This is a genomic window from Pseudomonas sp. EMN2 (assembly GCF_009650555.1).
In the GTDB taxonomy this organism is placed as follows: Bacteria; Pseudomonadota; Gammaproteobacteria; order Pseudomonadales; family Pseudomonadaceae; genus Aquipseudomonas; species Aquipseudomonas sichuanensis.
Genome location: NZ_VZZR01000030.1, coordinates 36,665 through 56,919, shown reverse-complemented (window position 1 = coordinate 56,919; position 20,255 = coordinate 36,665). Strand labels below are relative to the sequence as shown.

At 64.4% G+C, this 20,255-nt stretch carries 18 protein-coding genes; 5 read left to right on the top strand and 13 right to left on the bottom strand.

Annotated features, from left to right (window positions below):
• Positions 1–23: 23 nt before the first annotated feature.
• From F6X61_RS10530 to F6X61_RS10505, 6 genes are all read right to left on the bottom strand, one after another.
• Positions 24–1,466, bottom strand: a complete 1,443-nt coding sequence (locus F6X61_RS10530) for a PLP-dependent aminotransferase family protein (protein WP_153786590.1) — start codon at positions 1,464–1,466, stop codon at positions 24–26.
• A gap of 207 nt (positions 1,467–1,673) precedes the next feature.
• Positions 1,674–2,483, bottom strand: coding sequence for an OmpA family protein (locus F6X61_RS10525; RefSeq protein ID WP_153786589.1), 810 nt, complete (start codon positions 2,481–2,483; stop codon positions 1,674–1,676).
• Positions 2,480–2,833, bottom strand: coding sequence for a DUF4398 domain-containing protein (locus tag F6X61_RS10520; RefSeq protein ID WP_153786588.1), 354 nt, complete (start codon positions 2,831–2,833; stop codon positions 2,480–2,482). Before F6X61_RS10520 ends, F6X61_RS10525 begins: the two co-directional genes overlap by 4 nt.
• 9 nt (positions 2,834–2,842) lie before the next feature.
• Positions 2,843–3,664, bottom strand: a complete 822-nt coding sequence (locus tag F6X61_RS10515) for an ABC transporter substrate-binding protein (protein WP_153786587.1) — start codon at positions 3,662–3,664, stop codon at positions 2,843–2,845.
• A gap of 82 nt (positions 3,665–3,746) precedes the next feature.
• On the bottom strand, positions 3,747–4,676 hold the full coding sequence (locus tag F6X61_RS10510) for an electron transfer flavoprotein subunit alpha/FixB family protein (RefSeq protein ID WP_153786586.1): 930 nt from the start codon (positions 4,674–4,676) through the stop codon (positions 3,747–3,749).
• A complete protein-coding gene (locus F6X61_RS10505) occupies positions 4,677–5,426 on the bottom strand; it encodes an electron transfer flavoprotein subunit beta/FixA family protein (protein ID WP_153786585.1) in 750 nt (249 codons plus the stop codon). It lies immediately after the preceding gene.
• Between the two features lie 528 nt (positions 5,427–5,954).
• On the opposite strand from F6X61_RS10505, the gene F6X61_RS10500 reads away from it, so the two are divergent.
• Positions 5,955–7,637: an electron transfer flavoprotein-ubiquinone oxidoreductase gene (locus tag F6X61_RS10500; RefSeq protein ID WP_153786584.1), complete on the top strand. Its 1,683-nt coding sequence runs from the start codon at positions 5,955–5,957 to the stop codon at positions 7,635–7,637.
• A 59-nt stretch (positions 7,638–7,696) separates the two neighbouring features.
• Here the strand turns inward: F6X61_RS10500 and F6X61_RS10495 are convergent, their stop codons facing one another.
• From F6X61_RS10495 to F6X61_RS10475, 5 genes are all read right to left on the bottom strand, one after another.
• Complete coding sequence (locus F6X61_RS10495; protein ID WP_153786583.1) at positions 7,697–8,098, bottom strand: type II toxin-antitoxin system MqsA family antitoxin; 402 nt, start codon at positions 8,096–8,098, stop codon at positions 7,697–7,699.
• Between the two features lie 2 nt (positions 8,099–8,100).
• On the bottom strand, positions 8,101–8,397 hold the full coding sequence (locus F6X61_RS10490) for a type II toxin-antitoxin system MqsR family toxin (protein WP_153786582.1): 297 nt from the start codon (positions 8,395–8,397) through the stop codon (positions 8,101–8,103).
• Between the two features lie 94 nt (positions 8,398–8,491).
• Complete coding sequence (locus tag F6X61_RS10485; RefSeq protein ID WP_153786581.1) at positions 8,492–9,817, bottom strand: MFS transporter; 1,326 nt, start codon at positions 9,815–9,817, stop codon at positions 8,492–8,494.
• 61 nt (positions 9,818–9,878) lie between these two features.
• Positions 9,879–10,364 (bottom strand): histidine kinase, encoded by a 486-nt coding sequence (locus F6X61_RS10480; protein WP_153786580.1) that lies wholly within the window; start codon positions 10,362–10,364, stop codon positions 9,879–9,881.
• A 168-nt stretch (positions 10,365–10,532) separates the two neighbouring features.
• Complete coding sequence (locus F6X61_RS10475) at positions 10,533–11,009, bottom strand: sigma-70 family RNA polymerase sigma factor (protein WP_153786579.1); 477 nt, start codon at positions 11,007–11,009, stop codon at positions 10,533–10,535.
• Positions 11,010–11,227: 218 nt separating this feature from the next.
• Between F6X61_RS10475 and F6X61_RS10470 the strand changes: the two genes are divergently transcribed.
• From F6X61_RS10470 to F6X61_RS10460, 3 genes are read left to right on the top strand one after another with little or no spacing between them, the layout of a single operon-like run.
• Entirely contained in the window at positions 11,228–12,403 is a 1,176-nt protein-coding gene (locus tag F6X61_RS10470) for an efflux RND transporter periplasmic adaptor subunit (protein WP_125859471.1), read from the top strand.
• A gap of 1 nt (position 12,404) precedes the next feature.
• Positions 12,405–14,369 carry a MacB family efflux pump subunit gene (locus F6X61_RS10465; protein WP_153786578.1) on the top strand — a complete coding sequence of 655 codons (1,965 nt, stop codon included), beginning with the start codon at positions 12,405–12,407 and terminating at the stop codon, positions 14,367–14,369.
• Between the two features lie 3 nt (positions 14,370–14,372).
• Positions 14,373–15,794 carry an efflux transporter outer membrane subunit gene (locus F6X61_RS10460; RefSeq protein WP_153786577.1) on the top strand — a complete coding sequence of 474 codons (1,422 nt, stop codon included), beginning with the start codon at positions 14,373–14,375 and terminating at the stop codon, positions 15,792–15,794.
• Between the two features lie 136 nt (positions 15,795–15,930).
• Here the strand turns inward: F6X61_RS10460 and F6X61_RS10455 are convergent, their stop codons facing one another.
• The gene (locus F6X61_RS10455; protein WP_153786576.1) at positions 15,931–17,553 is read right to left on the bottom strand and encodes a twin-arginine translocation signal domain-containing protein; all 1,623 of its coding nucleotides are present in this window, start codon (positions 17,551–17,553) and stop codon (positions 15,931–15,933) included.
• Between the two features lie 122 nt (positions 17,554–17,675).
• Here F6X61_RS10455 and F6X61_RS10450 point away from each other — a divergent pair, with 122 nt between their 5' ends.
• The gene (locus F6X61_RS10450) at positions 17,676–18,608 is read left to right on the top strand and encodes a siderophore-interacting protein (RefSeq protein WP_153786575.1); all 933 of its coding nucleotides are present in this window, start codon (positions 17,676–17,678) and stop codon (positions 18,606–18,608) included.
• Positions 18,609–18,657: 49 nt separating this feature from the next.
• Here the strand turns inward: F6X61_RS10450 and F6X61_RS10445 are convergent, their stop codons facing one another.
• Positions 18,658–20,058, bottom strand: a complete 1,401-nt coding sequence (locus F6X61_RS10445) for an aspartate aminotransferase family protein (RefSeq protein ID WP_153786574.1) — start codon at positions 20,056–20,058, stop codon at positions 18,658–18,660.
• Positions 20,059–20,255 lie beyond the last annotated feature (197 nt).

The window sequence follows — 20,255 nt, the reverse complement described above, 5'->3', positions numbered from 1 at the left end:
TGTTCCCCGCTCTTCTGACAAGCCTACATGAGCGAACCAGCCGACTCCCGGCACAGTTGCTGAGCCAGCAAGCCCAGGGTCATTACCGCTCGCTCGGCTTCCTTGTTCCATGGAATACCGCAGTTGAGGCGGATGCAGTGGTTGAATTGCTCGGTATTGCTGAAGATCAGCCCCGGCGCAATGCTGATGCCCTGCTCCAGCGCACGCACGTGCAACTCTTGCGTATTGACCCGCCCAGGCAGGCTGACCCACAGGATAAAACCGCCTGTCGGCCGGGTCATCTGCGTGCCCTCCGGGAAATGCTGCTGCACCGCCAACTGGTAGGCACTGAGGTTCTTGCGATACTCCTGACGGATGTAACGCAGGTGGCGGTCGTAGCCGCCATTTTCCAGGTAGGCCGCCACCCCCATCTGCGTCACGCTGCAGGCCGAGTGCGTGGTGAAGGTCTGCAGGCGCTGGATCTCGTCCTGATAACGGCCGGCGATCATCCAGCCGACCCGAACCCCCGGCGACAGCGTCTTTGAGAAGCTCGAACAGTAGATCACCCGATCGAGGCGGTCGAAGGCCTTGAGCGCCTTGGTCCGCCCCTGCTCGAACATCAGCTCGCCATAGATGTCATCCTCGACGATCTGAATATCGAAGTCCGAGGCCAGGCGCAGCAACTGCTTCTGTCGCTCTTCGGGGATGGTGCCACCCAACGGGTTGCTCAAGCGCGCAGTCAGCACCAATGCCTTGATCGCCCACTGATTGGCAGCCAGCTGCAACGCTTCAAGGCTGATACCGGTGGAGGGATCGCTGGGAATCTCGATCACCTTCAACCCCAGCAAATCGGCCAGCTGCAGCAAACCATAGTAGGTTGGCGACTCGGCGGCGATCAGGTCACCCGGACGCGTCAGCACCCGCAACGACATCTGCAACGCATCGACACAACCATGGGTCACCACCACTTCGCGCGGGTCAACCAGCACGCCGGCATCACGCATGCGAATGGCAATCTGCCTGCGCAGCGGTTCGAAGCCAGGGCTGAACATGTAGCTGAAGGCACGCGGGCTGTGGAAGCGGGTCACCTTGGCGATCTGCTGGTGCAGGGCACGCACCGGCAGGTAATCGACATGGGGCACCGCCGCACCGAAGGGGAACACGCCGTCGCGCCGCGCTTCGGTCAAGACCTGCTGGATGATGCTGGCGCGAGTAACCAGCCCGGGGCGTTCGACCCGGGCGATATCCGGCGTCAGCGCAGTAAGGGCCGGCGTCTGGTGCACATAGTAGCCCGACTGCGGCCGCGCACGAATGAGACCCTGGTCCTCGAGATTGGCATACGCCTGCAGCACGGTGGCATGACTGACGTTGAGCTGGGCGCTCATCTTGCGCACCGAAGGCACCCGCTCACCAGGCTGATAGACACCACGGCGGATGTCATCGGCCAGTTGCTGGGCGATGCGCTGGTACAACAGCAGGTTGGTCATGGCGTGTTCTCGAAGCGCGGACGGGATCGTTGTTCTTGTGCGACTCACAGCTGAGCCAGAATACCGTAACAGTTGCAAAGTGTACTGGGACAGATCGCAGGATAGTCAACAATACAGTTGCGTGACAGCTACAAGATGAACAACAACAGCCGCGCGTCGACGAACGCAGGGAATACAGGGCCGCATCGCGACCCTGTGGGAGCTGGCTCAGCGCGCTGGAGCGAGCTTGCCCTTGTCATCGGAGAAAACGATCTCGACCCGGCGATTCTGCGCCCTGCCCCGCTCCGAGGCGTTGGCCTCGACCGGATACTGGTCGCCATAACCCTCGACTTCGATTCGCTTCTCGTCGATACCCAGGTCAACCAGCATGTCGGCCACCGACTGAGCACGATCGCGCGACAGCTTGAGGTTGTCCTCGGGTGTGCCGGTGCTGTCGGTGTAGCCCTCGATCCGCACCACACGGCGCGGGTTGAGCTGGAGGAACTGCACCAGCTTGAGCACGGTGCGGCTGGCCGAGCTCTTGAGCTCTGCCTGGCCGGTGTCGAACAGCACATCGCCCAGGGTCATCACCAGGCCTCGGTCGGTCTGCTCAGAGGCCAACGCAGCAATCTGCGCCTCGACGAACTTGCCCTGCTGCTGAACGCTGGCCAGCTTGGCCTCACGCAAGGCCAACTGCAGGCGCTGGCGCTCGAGATCAAGCTTGGTCAAGCGCTCCTGATTCGTGGCCAGCTTGGCGTGCTCGGTAGCGATCTGACTGTAACGCTGGCTCAGATAGGCGTAATGACGCACATCGCTGCCAGTACCGATATAGCCGGCCAGGCGCTCTGCCCGACCCAGCGACTCACCGGCGCGGATCACGTCACGCGGCGCACTGCGCAGTACAGCTGAGTCATCCTTGACCTTCTGGAACGCAACGGTGGCGTCATCCAGCGCCGATTCGCTGCGCTGGCTGGCACACCCCTGCAACCCGACCAGTGCCAGCAAGGTCAGCGCGGCCATTGGCTTGAGGCGGCTCATGGCTGCACCTCCAGCTGCTTGCGCAGGCGCTTGACCCGCATCTGCAACAGCTGCAACTGCTCTTCGCTTTTTTGCGTCAGCACAAGGGCCTCGGCCAGGCGTGCATCAAGCTCGGCCTGCTCGGCACGCATGCGCGCATCACGGTAGCTTTCGCTGGCCATATTGGCCTTGGCACGGGCCAGCTTGTCTTCGGCCAGCTTGAACTCCGGCACCTGCTCGGTGGCGCCGACCGCCTTGGCCTGCTGCAGCGCCTGTTCGGTGAGGCGCAGTTGTTCATGGGGCACCGGATCACTGGCACACCCGGCCAGGCCAAACACGGCCAAGGCAAGAATCAGGGGTTGGCTTCTCACACACTCTTCCTACTGTTTAGGGGCGTCCAGCGGCGCCTGCATCTGCGCTTTCCAGCGCTCGACATTGCGCTGCAACACTGCCTCACTCGCCCCGGAGATCGGCAATTCTGTCAGCTTTTTCGCCAGTTGTCCGCGCAACCAGCTGTCGTTGCACGCCGAGTTGTGCGACACCGCCAGGTACAGGCCAGGCCGGTCCACTGGCAGGCCGCGGGCGATCAGGTCGTTGCCCACCCCCAGACTCTGGGCCATGGCCATGCCGGCGTAGCGCCCTGCAAGCACATAGTCGACCTGGCCAAGCACCAGCTTCTGGAACGCCTGGGTCAGGTTCTGCGCGGGCACCAGCTTGAGCTGGGCCTTGGTAAAGGCTTCGAAGGCCGGGGTCAGGCGCGCCTTCTCCGACACGCCGCCCTGGTAACGGGCAAGGTCTGCCGGGCCGTTGAACTCCAGCACCGCGTCGTGCCGGGTCCACACCAGGTATTCGTTAAGCTGCAAAGGGGGATGAATGTAATCCAGCGCAGTGAGCTGGGTAACCTGCATGGGCGTGTCGAGCAGCAGGTCCATGCGCCCGCTGCGCACTTCCTCAAGTGCCTGCTCGCGCTTGCCGGCGTACAGTACTTCGACCTTTACGCCCAACTCCCCCGCCACTTCGCGCAACAGGTCGACATTGGCGCCGATCAGGTGCTTGGGGTCGCTTGGGTCCTGCCAGGAGTAAGGCGGCGCATCCGGACTACCGGTGACCACCAGGCGTTCACACTTGCCGGCTGCCAGCAGCGGTGCCGACAGCAGCGTCAGCACACCGACCAAGATCCCTTTGCTTGCGCGAAACGCCATGCCACCTCTCCCACAACCTTGAAATCAAAAAAAGCCCGACCCCCATGAGGGGCCGGGCTTCTTTATAGGTGAAGCAGACGGATCAGACCAGCTTTTCCAGCTCCGGAACCGCTTCGAACAGGTCGGCGACCAGGCCGTAGTCGGCGACCTGGAAGATCGGCGCTTCTTCGTCCTTGTTGATCGCAACGATCACTTTCGAGTCTTTCATGCCGGCCAGATGCTGGATCGCGCCGGAGATACCAACGGCGATATACAACTGCGGCGCGACGATCTTGCCGGTCTGGCCGACCTGCATGTCGTTAGGCACAAAGCCTGCGTCGACTGCGGCGCGCGAGGCACCGACGGCGGCGCCGAGCTTGTCGGCCAGGCTGTACAGGTGCTTGAAGTTGTCACCGTTGCCCATGCCACGGCCGCCGGAAACGACGATCTTGGCAGCGGTCAGCTCTGGGCGATCGGACTTGGCCAGCTCTTCGCCGACGAAGGCCGATTTGCCGGCATCGTGAGCGGCGGCGACTGCTTCGACAGCAGCCGAACCGCCTTCAGCGGCCACGGCGTCGAAGCCGGTGGTACGCACGGTGATGACCTTGACCGCAGCGCTCGATTGCACGGTGGCGATGGCGTTACCGGCGTAGATCGGGCGCTTGAAGGTGTCGGCGGATTCAACCGAGATGATCTCGGAAATCTGATCGACGTCCAGCAGCGCGGCAACCCGCGGCAGGATGTTCTTGCCGTTGGTGGTGGCCGGGGCCAGCACGTGGCTGTAACCCTTGGCCAGCTCGACGATCAGCGGCGCGACGTTTTCCGGCAGGGCGTGGGCGTAGGCGGCATTGTCGGCAACCAGTACCTTGGCAACACCGGCGATCTTGGCAGCGGATTCGGCAACGCCACCGACGTTTGCGCCTGCGACCAGCACGTGGATATCACCACCGATCTTGGCAGCGGCGGCAACGGTGTTCAGGGTGGCCGGGGCTACGGCACCGTTTTCGTGTTCAGCGACAACCAGGATAGTCATTTAGATTACCTTCGCTTCGTTCTTCAGCTTCTCGACCAGTTCGGCCACCGACTTGACCTTGATGCCAGCGCTGCGGGCAGCAGGCGCTTCGACTTTCAGGGTTTTGGTGGTGGAGGCGATGGACACGCCCAGCGCGTCTGGAGTAACGGTCTCCAGCGGCTTCTTCTTGGCCTTCATGATGTTCGGCAGCGACGCGTAGCGCGGCTCGTTCAGACGCAGGTCGGTGGTGACGATCGCTGGCAGATTCAGCGCAACGGTCTGCAGGCCGCCGTCGATTTCACGGGTGACGTTGACCTTGTCGCCGGCCAGCTCCACCTTGGAGGCGAAGGTGCCTTGGGCGTAGCCAGTCAGCGCAGCCAGCATCTGGCCGGTCTGGTTGTTGTCGCTGTCGATCGCCTGCTTGCCGAGGATGACCAGCTGTGGCTGCTCTTTATCGACAACGGCCTTGAGCGCCTTGGCCACGGCCAGGGAGTTCAGCTCATCGGCAACTTCGACCAGAATGGCGCGGTCGGCACCCAGGGCCAGGGCGGTACGCAGTTGCTCCTGGGCCGTGGTCGGGCCGACGGAAACGACGACGATCTCGCTCGCCACGCCTTTTTCTTTCAGGCGGACGGCTTCTTCCACGGCGATTTCGCAGAAGGGGTTCATGGACATCTTGACGTTTGCAAGGTCGACGCCGGAGTTGTCCGCCTTGACGCGAACCTTGACGTTGTAGTCGACCACTCGTTTGACAGCTACAAGAACCTTCATGGATTCCTCGTTACTCTCCGGTGAAAAGAATGTCGCCTGGGGGCTGCCCGGCGAATGCGCGTGGGTACAAGGGCACCTCTAAAAACGTTCCGGAGCCGGCAGAATTCAGATGACCGATCAGTCCTGTTTCGACCCTCAAGGGTAAAACCCGCGGGTCATTTTCTGTCGTGGCGTGTAGACTCCACTACAAAACCTGATTCGGCCCGTAAACCCTGCTCCACGCCTGGTCTTTAGGGGTGCACCTGCGCCCGACGGTCAGCCTACGGCGAGCGTAAAAGCGCTCGTATCTTGACCGTAACACCCCATCCGGTCAATACGCCAAATTGGCCAGCCTTCAGCCGCGTACCAGTGATTTTACTGGGTTCCGGCAAATTCAAACAAACGTTTGTATTGGACCCGCCAAGTGGTGTAGATATAATGCGCGGCCAAGACAAAACGGTGTAGTCCGTCATTCCAGCAGCTACAGCACCAGCCGCTACGCATGACCGCCCCAGCACCCAATAAGACCAAGCAACAGCACGAGCCTTGATGAGTAGGAGAGAACCAGTGGAACGCGAATACATGGAATTCGACGTGGTCATCGTCGGCGCCGGCCCGGCAGGCCTGTCCGCCGCCTGCCGCCTGAAGCAGAAGGCCGCCGAAGCCGGTAGCGAGATCAGCGTCTGCGTGGTCGAGAAAGGCTCCGAAGTCGGCGCCCACATCCTCTCTGGCGCGGTATTCGAGCCGCGCGCCCTGAACGAACTGTTCCCCGACTGGAAAGAGCTCGGCGCGCCGCTGAACACCGAAGTGAAGCGCGACGACATCTATGTGCTGAAAAGTGCCGACAGCTCGACCAAGGTCCCCGACCTGTTCGTGCCCAAGACCATGCACAACCAGGGCAACTACATCATCTCGCTGGGCAACCTGTGCCGCTGGCTGGCCCAGCAGGCCGAGAACCTGGGCGTCGAAATTTATCCGGGCTTCGCCGCCCAGGAAGCACTGTTCGACGACAACGGTGTGGTGCGCGGCATCATCACCGGTGACCTCGGTGTCGACCGTGAAGGCAACCCGAAAGAAGGCCTGTACACCCCGGGCATGGAACTGCGCGCCAAGTACACCCTGTTCGCCGAAGGCTGCCGTGGCCATATCGGCAAGCAGCTGATCAAGCGCTTCGACCTGGACAACGAATCCGACGTGCAGCACTACGGCATCGGCCTCAAGGAAATCTGGGAAGTCGACCCGGCCAAGCACGAGCAAGGCCTGGTGGTGCACACCGCTGGCTGGCCGCTGGATGTGGTGAGCGCCGAGAACACTGGCGGCTCGTTCCTCTATCACCTGGAAAACAACCAGGTGGTGGTTGGCCTGATCGTCGACCTGTCCTACGCCAACCCGTACCTCTCGCCGTTCGACGAGTTCCAGCGCCTTAAGCACCATCCGGTGATGGCCCAGTACCTCGAAGGCGGCAAGCGCATCAGCTACGGCGCCCGCGCCATCTGCAAAGGCGGCCTGAACTCGCTGCCGAAAATGGTCTTCAACGGCGGCGCGCTGATCGGCTGCGACCTGGGCACCCTGAACTTCTCCAAGATCAAGGGCAGCCACACCGCGATGAAGTCCGGCATGCTCGCCGCCGAAGCGGTAGCCGATGCATTGATCGCCGGCAGCGAAGGCGGCGACCAGCTCAACGGCTATGTCAGCGCGTTCAAGGCCAGCTGGCTGCATGAAGAACTGTTCGCCAGCCGCAACTTCGGCCCGGCGCTGCACAAGTTCGGCCCGCTGCTCGGTGGCGCGTTCAACTATGTGGACCAGAACTGGTTCGGCGGCAAGCTGCCGTTCACCCTGCACGACACCAAGCCGGACTATGCCTGCCTGAAGCTGGCCGCCGACTCGCAGAAGATCGACTACCCAAAACCAGACGGCAAGCTCAGCTTCGACAAGCTCAGCTCGGTATTCCTCTCCAGCACCAACCATGAAGAGGAACAACCCTGCCACCTGAAGCTGGCCGACCCGAACATCCCGATCGCCAGCAACCTGCCGCTGTACGACGAACCGGCGCAGCGTTACTGCCCGGCCGGCGTGTATGAGGTGATTACCCAGGAAGACGGCAGCAAGCGCTTCCAGATCAACGCGCAGAACTGCGTGCACTGCAAGACCTGCGACATCAAGGACCCGGCCCAGAACATCACCTGGGTCACCCCTGAAGGCGCCGGCGGGCCGACCTACCCGAACATGTAAGGCCTGCCCTCGCAGCAATGAAAAGCCCCCTGGCCGCAAGGCCAGGGGGCTTTTTCGTATCAGGCGGTCCTGACTTCCTCGAACAGCTCGGGGTGGCGGTCGAGCAGCTTGAGCAGCTTGATCAACGCCACTGGCGGCGTGGTTTTACCATTTTCGTAGCGGGAAAAGGCGTTGACCCCACCACCGAAAATTTCACCTGCCTCACGCTGGTCGAGGTCGAATTTCTTACGCACGGCGCTGATGAAAGCTGGATCGACCAGGGCGGTATTGATCCGACGCTCAAAGGCCGACATCTGCTCACTGACACGCATGGCTTCGTCGTGGCTCAGCACCGCCTCACCACAGGCAGAGCAGTAATCGCCACTGACACCCTGGATCAGAGTCAACTCTCCTTTGTAGCGATAGGGCATGTCCTGAGTATCTGGCGCAAGCTCCGCACCACCGCAGATCGGGCATCTCATGATTACAGCTCCTTGAAGGACACGATGAGCACGTCATCGACCACTGACAATTTCAGGTAAACGTAGCCGACTGCCGTGAGCGGACGGTATACGTCCTGCCAGACGCGGTGTTCCGTATAGCAGGTCATGCTTTTGTAAAAATCAGTACGTTCCAGACTGCTGATCACTTCGAGCATTCCTGGGAAATCCAGGCCCAGCGACCTGGCACCTCTTAGTGCAGCAGAAGTCGGACTGACCCGCTGCACAGCAACCAGCGCTTTTACCCGCTCCAGCGGACAATGCGGCATTCTCTTTTCCATGAGAAATTAACCTTTCAGGTTAAATTTAGCTAATAGGGATTCCCAATAGCCACCACCCGAAAGTCTGCCTAACCACCCACCAGCCGGTGTCGGCTCATTTGTCACCACACATGATGGGCATGGGCTCCGCGCCGAATGCCAACGGCTCACGACGCCCGAAATACAGCGACGTCAGCACCCCGACCATGCCCATGATCAGACAAAAGCCGACACACACCCACGGGCTCCACGGCATCAGCGCAATCAACGCCAACGGTGTGGTACTGGCCCACAGGGCATAGGCGATGTTGTAGGTGAACGAAATCCCCGACACCCGGATCTGTGCCGGGAACAGCCCGACCATCACCGACGGCACCACCCCCACCACCCCGCAGGACAACCCGGCCAGCGCGTAGGCCAGCCAGGTCATGCCCCACTGCCCCACCAGGCTTGCGTACAGCGCGCCGATCCCCAGCGGCAGCGCCAGGCTGTAGATCATCAATGCACGCCAGGCACCGATGCGATCGACCAGCAACCCGGCCAGCACGCAACCAATGTTGAGAAAGACGATGCCCACGCTGCTCAAGGCAAAGGTGTGCCCGGCCGTCATGCCGAAACGCTGCTGCATCACCGTCGGCGTGATGACCACCAGCACCACCACTGCCGAGGTGAGCACGCAGGTCAGCAACGCCGCTGGAATCAGCGCCCGGCGATGCTCGCCAAGCACACTGCGCAGCGGGAAGGCCACCGGCTGCTGCCGCTGTTCGCGCAGGGCGAGAAACACCGGCGTCTCGCTCAGCCAGCGGCGCAGCCACACACCGATCACGCCGAACACGCCGCCCAGCAGGAACGGGAAGCGCCAGGCGTAATCGAGTATTTCCTGGGCGGTATAGAGCTGCGCCAGCAGCGTCGCGGTCAGCGCGCCAAGCAGATAGCCAAAGGTCAGCCCCGCCTGAAGAAAGCCCAGCGCATAGCCTCGCCGCCCTGCTGGTGCATGCTCGGCCACGAAGGTCCAGGCACTCGGCACCTCGCCTCCCACCGCAGCCCCTTGCAGGATGCGCAGGGCCAACAGGATCAGCGGCGCGGCGTAGCCGATGTCGGCGTAGGTCGGCATCACACCGATCAACAGGCACGGCAATGCCATCATCAGGATGCTCAGGCTGAACACCCGCTTGCGCCCCAGGTGGTCGGCGAAATGCGCCATGAGAATGCCGCCCAAAGGCCGCGCCAGGTACCCGGTGACGAAAATCCCGAAGCTTTGCAGCAAACGCAACCACTCTGGCATCTCGGGCGGGAAAAACAGCTGGCTGAGGGTCAGCGCAAAAAACACGAAGATGATGAAATCGTAGATTTCCAGGGCGCCGCCCAGCGCCGCCAGGCCCAGGGTCCGGTGGTCGCCGCGGCTGAAGCCGGGTACGCGGGCGTTATCGATGGCAGTCATGGCAGGTCCGCAGATCGGCAAAAGGCCAAGAGGATAGCAAATGCCGATAACCCGGGCCGAGTCAGGAACTGCGGCTGAAAACGGTCTGGCCGAAATTCATGCGCTGCTTGCCGTAACCGGCTGCGCCGCAAAGGCTGGCCGGCAAGGGTACCTGTCCGATCACCACCGGCAGGTCGATGATCGCCATGAACGACCCCAACGCCTCGCAATCAGGCACCCTTGGCAGGCTGATGCTCACCGCCTGACGCTCGCTCTGCGGCACGGCAGGCACCTTCAGTTGCTGCGAGTGATACAACAAGGCGTGCTGGATCTGCGCACTGACCCGGCAGAAGCGCGCCAGGTCGACGCCCGCATGGCTGGCCAGTTCGATGTTGCCGACCAGCAGGTTGAACGGCAGCAGGGCACTGTGCACCAGACGCTGCAGATCGTCGAAGCTCTCCACCGGGGCGATGCGGTAATACCCCAGGCCATTGAGCAGCCGCTCCAGCTGCAGGCGCTGGTCGGGGTGTTCGTCAGCGATGAGGATGCGCAGGGATTTGTTGGGCATCGTCTGCACCTGGCCGCAAGGTGATGAATGGGCTCCATGACCGTACTGCGCCAGAACAGGCAAACGTCAGGCAGGCCGCCTGATCGGGTCTTTATTGATAGTTGTCTTGAAACAACTGGAAATCAAGTTGCCAGCACAGGAAATTTTCACCTGCACTTCACAAAGTATTCACGACTCCCACTGACGCATGCGCAAGCGACAATGCTTCATGGCATTGACGATGTGCTTCTCCACCAGGCTGCGGGAAATCCCCAGGCGCTCGGCAATCTGCGGGTGCGACAGGCCATCTAGCTTGCGCAACAGGAAACAGTCACGGCACACCACGCTCAACTCATCCAGGGCTTGCTGCATCAAGGCCAGGCGCTGGTCCTGCTGCATGCTTTGGGTCAGTGCCGGGCTATGCCAACGCTCGTCGCTGTCGAGCACCTCCAAAGGCTCGGCCTGGCGCACCAGGTGGCGCCGGTGGCGGTCGACCACCAGGTTCAGCGCGGTGCGGTACAAAAACGCCCGCGGGTGCTCGATCTGCTCGCCCTCAGTACGCTCCAGCACCCGCAGGTAGGCGTCATGGGCCACATCTTCCGCCGCCTGGCGATTGCCCAGGCGTGCCGAGAGAAAGCTCACCAATTCGCGATAGTAGTGTTCCACGACGGTACCTGGCCTTTCCCTGCGCAAACGCTGACATGGCATGGGCAGCGGGTAGGAGTGAAGTAAGCGAACGATCTTACAAATTATAATTATTCTCAGCAACATGGATGCTGGCCTTTAGCCCGGTTAAATCGGCATGCCGCAGGTTCGTTTAACTGGGACCCCCGAGCGCGCCGTGCATGGCCGCGCCCGGCCACTCCCTTCGGCTGGAAGCCCGCATGACACGCACAACCGCCCCCCGTCGCCGTCTGCTTATTGCAGCCCTGGGCCTGCTTGGCCTGGGCAGCCTGCTGGCCTGGACCACCCTGCCCCTGGGCGGTGCGCCGGTCAGCACCGTGCCGGTGACCCGCGCCGATATCGAAAGCAGCGTCACTGCCCTCGGCACCCTGCAACCGCGCCGCTATGTCGACGTCGGTGCCCAGGCGTCCGGGCAGATCCGCAAGCTGCATGTTGAGGCCGGCGATGAAGTTCGCGAAGGCCAGTTGCTGGTGGAGATCGACCCCTCCACGCAAAAGGCCAAGCTCGACGCCGGCCGCTACTCCATCGAAAACCTCAAGGCGCAACTCGCCGAGCAACGCGCCCAGTACCTGCTGGCCCAGCAGCAGCACCAACGTCAGCGCGACCTGGCCGCCGCCGGCGCCAGCCGCCAGGAAGACCTGCAAACCGCCCAGGCGCAGCTGAAAGTGACCCAGGCACGCATCGACATGTACCAGGCCCAGATCCTCCAGGCCCAGGCCAGCCTGCGCAGCGACGAGGCGGAACTTGGCTACACGCGCATCTATGCCCCCATGAGCGGCACCGTAGTGGCCGTGGACGCCCGCGAAGGCCAGACCCTCAATGCCCAGCAACAAACCCCGCTGATCCTGCGCATCGCCAAACTGTCGCCGATGACCGTCTGGGCCCAGGTATCCGAAGCCGACATCGGCAAGGTCAAACCCGGCATGACCGCCTACTTCACCACCCTGGCAGGCGGCAAACGCCGCTGGGCCAGCACCGTGCGCCAGATCCTGCCGATCCCGCCCAAGCCGCTGGATCAGAGCGCCCAGGGCGGCGGCAGCCCGGCCAGCGCCACGGCCGGCACCACCGGCAGTAAGGTGGTGCAGTACACCGTGCTGCTCGACGTCGACAACCCCGACGGCGCCCTGATGGCCGAGATGACCACCCAGGTGTTCTTCGTCGCCGGCCAGGCCAGCCAGGTACTCAGCGCCCCGCTGGCTGCACTTGAAGACACGCCTGACGACGGCCTGCGCCTGGCCCAGGTACTCAAGGCCGACGGCAAGGTCGAGGCGCGCCAGGTACGCATCGGCCTGAGCGACCGCCTGCGCGTGCAAATCCTCGACGGCCTGCACGAAGGCGAACGCCTGGTGATCGGCTCGCCGACCAGCGGAGGTTGAGATGAGCACGCCCCTGATCGAATTGAGCGACATCTACAAGGCCTACGGCGGCATCGACTCACCGAAGGTCGAGGTGCTGCGCGGCATCAGCCTGAGCATCCACCCCGGCGAGTTCGTCGCCATCGTCGGCGCTTCGGGCTCCGGCAAGTCGACCCTGATGAACATCCTCGGCTGTCTCGACCGCCCGACTTCCGGCAGCTACCGCTTCGCCGGCCGCAACGTCGCCGAGCTGGACAGCGACGAACTGGCCTGGCTGCGCCGCGAGGCGTTCGGCTTCGTGTTCCAGGGCTATCACCTGATCCCTTCGGGTTCGGCCCAGGAAAACGTCGAAATGCCGGCCATCTATGCCGGCACGCCGCCGGCCGAACGCCATGCGCGGGCCCATGCCCTGCTCGAACGCCTGGGCCTGGCCAGCCGCACCGGCAACCGCCCGCACCAGCTCTCCGGCGGGCAGCAACAACGCGTGTCTATCGCCCGGGCGTTGATGAACGGCGGCCATATCATCCTCGCCGACGAACCCACCGGCGCCCTGGACAGCCACAGCGGCGCCGAAGTGATGGCCCTGCTCGACGAACTGGCCAGCCAGGGCCACGTGATCATCCTGATCACCCACGACCGCGAAGTCGCCGCCCGCGCCCAACGGGTGATCGAGGTACGCGACGGCCAGGTGGTCAGCGACTCGGCCACAGAACAACCCGCCGACGCCCCCGCCCGCCACCTGCAGGCCGACGACCTGCGCCAACGCCTGGACAGCGGCGCCAGCCATAAAGGCGCCTGGAAAGGCGAAATGATCGAGTCGCTGCAGGCCGCCTGGCGGGTGATGTGGGTCAACCGTTTTCGCACCGCGCTCACCCTGCTCGGCATCGTCATCGGCGTGGCTTCGGTGGTGGTCATGCTGGCGGTCGGCGAAGGCAGCAAACGCCAGGTGATGGCACAGATGGCCGCCTTCGGCTCGAACATCCTCTACCTCAACGGCAAACGTGCGACCGAGCGCGAGCCCGCAGGCATCGTCACCCTCGACGATGTGGCCGCCATCGCCGAGCTGCCCCAGGTGAAACACGTCATGCCGGTGATCGGCGACAAGCTGATGGTGCGCCAGGGCAACAACAGCCAGCAGTTCTATGTGGGCGGCAACAACACCTGGTTCCCCGAGATCTTCAATTGGCCGGTGGTCGAAGGCAGCTTCTACAGCGAGGCCGACGAAGCCAGTGGCGCCGCCGTGGCGGTGATCGGGCAGAAGGTCCGCAACAAGATGTTCGGCGAGCAGAGCAACCCGCTCGGCCAATACCTGCTGATCGGCAACGTGCCGTTCCAGGTGATCGGCGTGCTGCTCGCCAAGGGCGCCAGCTCCGGCAGCGAGGACAGCGACGAACGCATCGTGGTGCCCTACTCGGCCGCCGCCATCCGCCTGTTCGGCAGCGGCGACCCCGAATACATCGCCATCGCCGCCCAGGACTCCAGGCGCGTACACGAGACCGAACAGGCGATCGAGCACCTGCTGCGCCAGCGCCACCAAGGCAAGCATGATTTCGAGCTGACCAACGACGCCGCGCTGATCCAGGCCGAGGCGCGCACCCAGAACAGCCTGTCGCTGATGCTCGGGGCGATCGCCGCGATTTCCCTGCTGGTCGGAGGCATCGGCGTGATGAACATCATGCTCATGACCGTGCGCGAACGCACCCGCGAGATCGGCATCCGCATGGCCACCGGCGCCCGCCAGCGCGACATCCTGCGCCAGTTCCTCACCGAAGCGGTGATGCTGTCGATGGTCGGTGGCGTCACCGGCATCATCCTCGCCCTGGCCATCGGCGGCAGTCTGCTGCTGGCCGATATCGCCGTGGCCTTCGCCCTGCCCGCGATCATCGGTGCCTTCGCCTGCGCCGTGGTGACCGGCGTGGTGTTCGGCTTCATGCCGGCCCGCAAGGCCGCCCGCCTAGACCCGGTCAAAGCCCTTACCAGCGAATAATCCATGACGATCCCCAGCCGCATCAGCCTGTTGACCCTGAGCCTGTTCCTGGCCGCCTGCAGCACCCCGCCGCCACCGGCGTCGGGTATCGACGCCCCACCCGCCTGGCAAGGCGCCAGCGAAACGACGCAACCCTGGCCGGACAGCCACTGGTGGAGCGCCTTCGCAAGCCCTGTGCTTGACCAGTTGATCGAACGCGCACGGCAAAACAGCTACGACCTCGCCGCCGCCACCGCCCGGGTGCGCCAGGCCCAGGCCAGCGCGGTGATCGCCGGCGCCCCCTTGCTGCCAGAGCTGCAACTGGGCCTGGATGCCAGCCGCCAGCGCCTGCTGCGCGGTGACGGCAACGACCAGCTCGACGCCAGCAGCAGCGAACGCACCAGCACCTCGTTCGGTACACGCTTGAGCGCCAGCTACGAGATCGACTTCTGGGGTGGCCTGCGCGCCGCCCGTGACAGCGCCCTGCGCAGCCTGGACGCCAGTCGCTTCGAGCGCCAGACCGTCGAACTGACCCTGGTCAGCGCCGTGGCCGACAGCTACCTGCAGGGCCTGGCCCTGGATGAACAACTGCGCATCGCCCGCCTCAACCTCGACAACGCCCGCGACGTGCTCGGCCTGGTCGAGAGCCGCGAGCGCGCCGGCTCCGCCACCCGTCTGGAACTGGCCCAGCAACGCAGCCTGGTGGCCGCCCAGGAACGCCAGTTGCCGTTGCTCGAACAGCGCCGCCAGGACAACCGCATCACCCTGGCCACCCTGCTGGGTGACCCGGTGCAGGCACTGCCCGGTGGCAACGAGGTGATTGGCGCGCTGCGCTGGCCGGTGATCGGCAGCGGCGTGCCCAGCGAACTGCTGAGCCGACGCCCGGACATCGCCGCTGCCGAAGCCCGCCTGGCCGCCGCCAGCGCCGACGTGCAGGTAGCCAGGGCTGCCATGCTGCCGCGCCTGGTCCTGGGCGCCAACCTTGGCAGTGGTTCCAGGACCTTTGCCAACATTTTCGACAGCCCCTACTACACCCTCACCGCCGGCCTTACCGCGCCCATCTTCAACAACGGCCGCCTGCGCGCCCAGCGCGAGCTGGCCAGCGCCGAGCAGCAGGAACTACTGGAGGCGTACCGCAGCAGCATCCTGGCCGGTTTTTCCGATGTCGAGAAAGCCCTCAACGCCATCAATGGCGTGGAGCGCCAGCGCCAGTGGCAAGACCAGGAAGTGCAGCAGGCGCGCATCGCCTTCGACCTCGCCCAGCAGCGTTATGCCGCCGGTGCCGAAACCTTGCTGAGTGTGCTGGAAACCCAGCGCACCCTGTACCTGGCCCAGGATGAGCAGGCGCAACTGTACCTCGCACGGCTGCAGGGCAGCGTGGCGTTGTACAAGGCGTTGGGTGGGGGTTGGCAGGCGCCGCAGGCGTTGGCCGAAACTCGGCCATAAAGACAGCGCCGCCCCCCTGTAGAAGCGGCCTTGTGCCGCGATAGGGCCGCGTAGCGGCCCCAGGATTTCAGCGTAACCGCACAAATCGCCGGGGCTGCTGCGCAGCCCTATCGCGGCACAAGGCCGCTCCTACACATCAAGTCGCGATGTTCTTCATCGACAGGTGCCGCGCATACCAGGGCCGTTGCGGCACCTTGCGCAGCAACCCGTCGATCTTGTCGTCCTCACCGAAGGTGATGCGCAACGCCAGCTTCATGACCTCCACATCCATCTCCACCGACTTGCCCGGGCGCGTGCCCGGCTCGGTGCTGCAGCCATGGGTATCCGGCCCCAGCCACGGGTCATCGACCTCCACCCAACGGCCAGGGGCGAACCAGGCCACACCATTGACCTGCTGGCGCCGAACCTGGCCAGGGTGATAGCGCTCGTGGGCGCGGAACCAGTCGTCGATGCGGTCGTCGATCCAGCCATGGAAGGCCCAGAACACCGGGTTGACGTGGGACGAGAACGGGTCACCGAGAAAATCGTTTTCACGCTCGAACCAGCGCGCGGCGAAGTCCGCAGGGTCGCGGGCGAAGGGCACCGGCGCGCTGTTGATCGGGTCACGCGGCACCGACGCCCAGCACATGTGCAACCAGTCGTGCAGATTCATCTCAAGCTCGGAGCCGAAGGCCCCCAGCGATAGCTTCGACAGGTACTGCGGGTCCTGGTATTGCGACTCCCACACCTGGAAGTTGCTGCAGAACGTTTCACCCGCCTTGATCGCCGCCACCCACTGGCCGTAGGCCTCGTCCTCGGGCGCCTGCCAACTGGGCGGCACGCGGTGGCCGTCGTGGTTGTCGTGGTAGCGGGCAAAGCCTGCGCGGTCGAACTCCACGCTCGGTTGCGGCAGCGGGAAACGCTGCCAGGACGGCAGGTCCTGCAGGGTGCGGGCATGCATCAGCATGTGCCGATGCATGAACAAGAAGTCGATGCCTGAACCATTGCGGTGCTTGCGCGGGCCACGGGCATCGCGCTCGCGGTCGCGCGGGCCGGGCTGCCAGCCCAGGCCACGCAGCGCGTTGTGCTTCTCCACGGGCAGCTTGTGCCACTGATCGCGGGTCGCGTGCCAGAGCTGGTGGAACAGCCGATGCTCGGCGCCGATCACCCAATCCTGCATCTGCGCGGTGTAGGGCAGGCGCTCGCGCGCTTCGGGGAATGGGCGCTTGACCGCGACGAAGCGGCTGTCCTGCAACGGCAGCGTCAGCGGGCGGTCCAGGCGCTGGATGCGGCCACTGAGGGTGCCTGGGCCGGCATTGGCAAAGGTGCCCCACACCTCATCGAGGCTGGCCACGCATTCATAGCCCGGGCCGCCGTGCTGGCCGATCAAGCGCCAGCGCACCTGGCCGCTGCTGGCACCCACCAGGTCGCCAAGCACCCGGTAGGCCGCCTCGCCGTCGCCACGCAGGCGCTCGCCGGTATCGACGAAACCCCGTAACCCGCGACCCTTGGTGGCGACATCGAGGAACATCTCCACCCCTTCCTTGGGCAGGCCGTCAAGGCCACCATCGGCGCCGGCAAAGCGGATGTCCCAGACCCCACGCAGCAAGTCTGCCAGCACCTGCCCGGCAGCGTCGGCCAGCTCGACGCTGGCCTCGCCCGGCGTGACCACATCGTCCTGTGGATCGTGGGTCAGCTCCTTGTGCGCGTAATAGGCCGCCGTGCCGGCAGCGCCCGCTACCGCCAGGCCTGCGATGAATCCTCGTCGAGAAATTGTCATTGCGCCTCAATCCGTCTCCGCGTGCCGCGGCTTCTATCCAAGCTAGGACGGATCTCGGCCGGGTAAATTTAGCGGCCAAGGCGCTCGTCTGTTGAGTATCTCCCGTTGCCAGAGGTACCCCCATGACCTCCCTGCTTGCCCGCCTGATCCGCCCCAGCAAGGCCACTGCCTACCGGATCTTCGACATCGAGCTCAAGGCCATCGTGGCCCTGAGCCCCTCGCTGTGCCGCTTCGTCTTCAGCGGCCCTGACGTGGCCCAGATGACCACCCTGGCCCCCGACCAGCGCATCAAACTGTTCTTCCCCACCCCTGCGGGCGCTGCGCCCAACCTGCCCAAGGACGGCCAGTGGCAACAGGCGCGCCGCCACCTGGCGCCGCAGGACACGCCGCCGATGCGCACCTACACCATTCGCGCCCTGCGCCGAGAAACCTGTGAAGTGGATGTGGACTTCGTCCTGCATGGGGTGAACGGCCCGGCGTCGGCCTGGGCGACCACCGCCAGCATCGGCGACCGCCTGCAGATGGTCGCCCCCAACCTGGCCTATGCCGGCGACCCAGGCGGCTATGAATGGAAGCCTCCGCACAACGCCCGGCACATTTTGCTGGTGGGCGACGAAACCGCCCTGCCGGCCATCGCCGGTATCCTCGAACAGCTGGCCGATACTGCCCCCGAGCTGGCGGTCGAAGCCTTCATCGAAGTGCCCCTGGAAGACGACTGCCTGCCCCTGCGCCACAGCCCGGCGACTCGCCTGCACTGGCTGCCCCGCGACCTGCTGCGCAGCGAGCACGGCCAGGCCATGCGTCACGCCGTACAGGAGCTGGCCAGCCTGCCCGCTGCGCGCAGCACAGTGTCGGGCACGCTGGAGGACGTTGACATCGACACACAGCTGCTCTGGGAACTGGCCAGTGGCGAGAGCAATGGTTTCCATGCCTGGATCGCCGGTGAATCAGGAGCGGTGATGGATATCCGCCGACACCTGATCAAGACGCGCGGCCTGCCACGCGAAAGCCTGACGCTGATGGGCTACTGGCGCGCCGGGCGGGTACTGGACTGAAAACCACTGGGGCCGCATTACGCGGCCCCAGTGGTTGTCATGGTTCACTTCAACCTGCAGCAACCGCCGCCCGCACCGCTTCGGCAAACCGCCCCGCCACTTCGTCGATCTGCTCGGCGCTGATGATCAACGGCGGCAGGAAGCGCACCACCGCGCCATGTCGCCCGCCCAGCTCGAGGATCAACCCACGGCGCAGGCATTCACGCTGCACCTTCGGCGCCAGGGTGCGACAGGCCGGCGGATGGCCCTGGGCATCGAGTTTGCCGGCCGGGTCCACAAGCTCCACCCCCAGCATCAAGCCACGACCACGAATGTCGCCCAGCTGCGGATAATCCTGCTGCAGGCGTTGCAGGTGGCCACGCAGGCGTTGGCCCATGGCCTCGGCGTGCTCGCACAGACGGTGCTCGACCAGGTAGTTGATTACCGCCGAGCCTGCGGCCATGGCCATCTGGTTGCCGCGGAAGGTGCCGGCATGCGCGCCCGGCAACCACTGGTCGAGCCAGTCACGGTAGACCATCACCGCCAGCGGCAGGCTGCCACCGATGGCTTTCGACAGCGTGACCACATCCGGGACGATGCCGGCATGCTCGAAGGCAAACATCCGCCCGGTACGGGCAAAGCCGCTCTGGATCTCATCGACGATCAGCGCCACTCCGGCCTGCTCGGTGATACGGCGCAGGCCACGCAGCCACTCGATGTCCGCCGGGATCACGCCGCCTTCGCCCTGCACCACCTCGACGATCACCGCCGCAGGCAGCGCAACGCCGGCCTCGGGATCGTTCAGCAGGTTTTCCAGATAGTGCAGGTTGGCGCGCACGCCCGCCTCGCCGCCCAGGCCGAACGGGCAACGGTAGTCGTAAGGGTATGGCAGGAACTGCACGCCATTGTTGAGCAGTGCGCTCAGCGGCTTTTTCGGCCCCAGGCTGCCCATCAGGCTCTGCGCGCCCTGGGTCATGCCGTGGTAGGCCCCCTGGAACGCCAGCACCGTGCTGCGCCCGGTGGCGGTACGCACCAGCTTCAATGCAGCTTCCACCGCATCGGTACCGGTCGGGCCGCAGAACTGGATCTTCGCCTCGCTGCGCAGCGCCTCGGGCAGCACCCCGAACAGGTCCTGGACGAAACGGTCCTTGACCGGGGTGGTCAGGTCCAGGGTGTGCAGCGGCAGCTCATCGGCCAGCACACGTTGGATCGCCTCGGTCACCACCGGATGGTTGTGCCCCAGCGCCAGGGTGCCGGCGCCGGCCAGGCAGTCGATGAACTGGCGGCCCTCGACGTCCTCGACGAAAAGGCCACGGGCGCGCTTGAGCGCCAGCGGGATGCGCCGCGGGTAGCTGCGCGCGTTGGACTCCTGCTGCTGTTGGCGCAGCAGCAGCGGCGAGTCGTTGAATTCATACAGGGCCTGCGGCGCGTTGGCCGGCAGGACCTGAGCAAGGCTGGAAGCGGTCGACATCGGAAAAACCCTCGCAAGCAAGCGAATGTGCCCGCCACGCCCCTGTAACCGGATGTGTGTCGGGTTGTTATCGCTTGGAAAACGCTTGGGCGAGGGACGGATTTAGCGCTTGCCGTGGGATTTGTTGTGGCAATGCCGCTCTGATTCCAGTGTAGGAGCGGCCTTGCAAGTTCATTGTGGGAGCCGGCTTGCCGGCG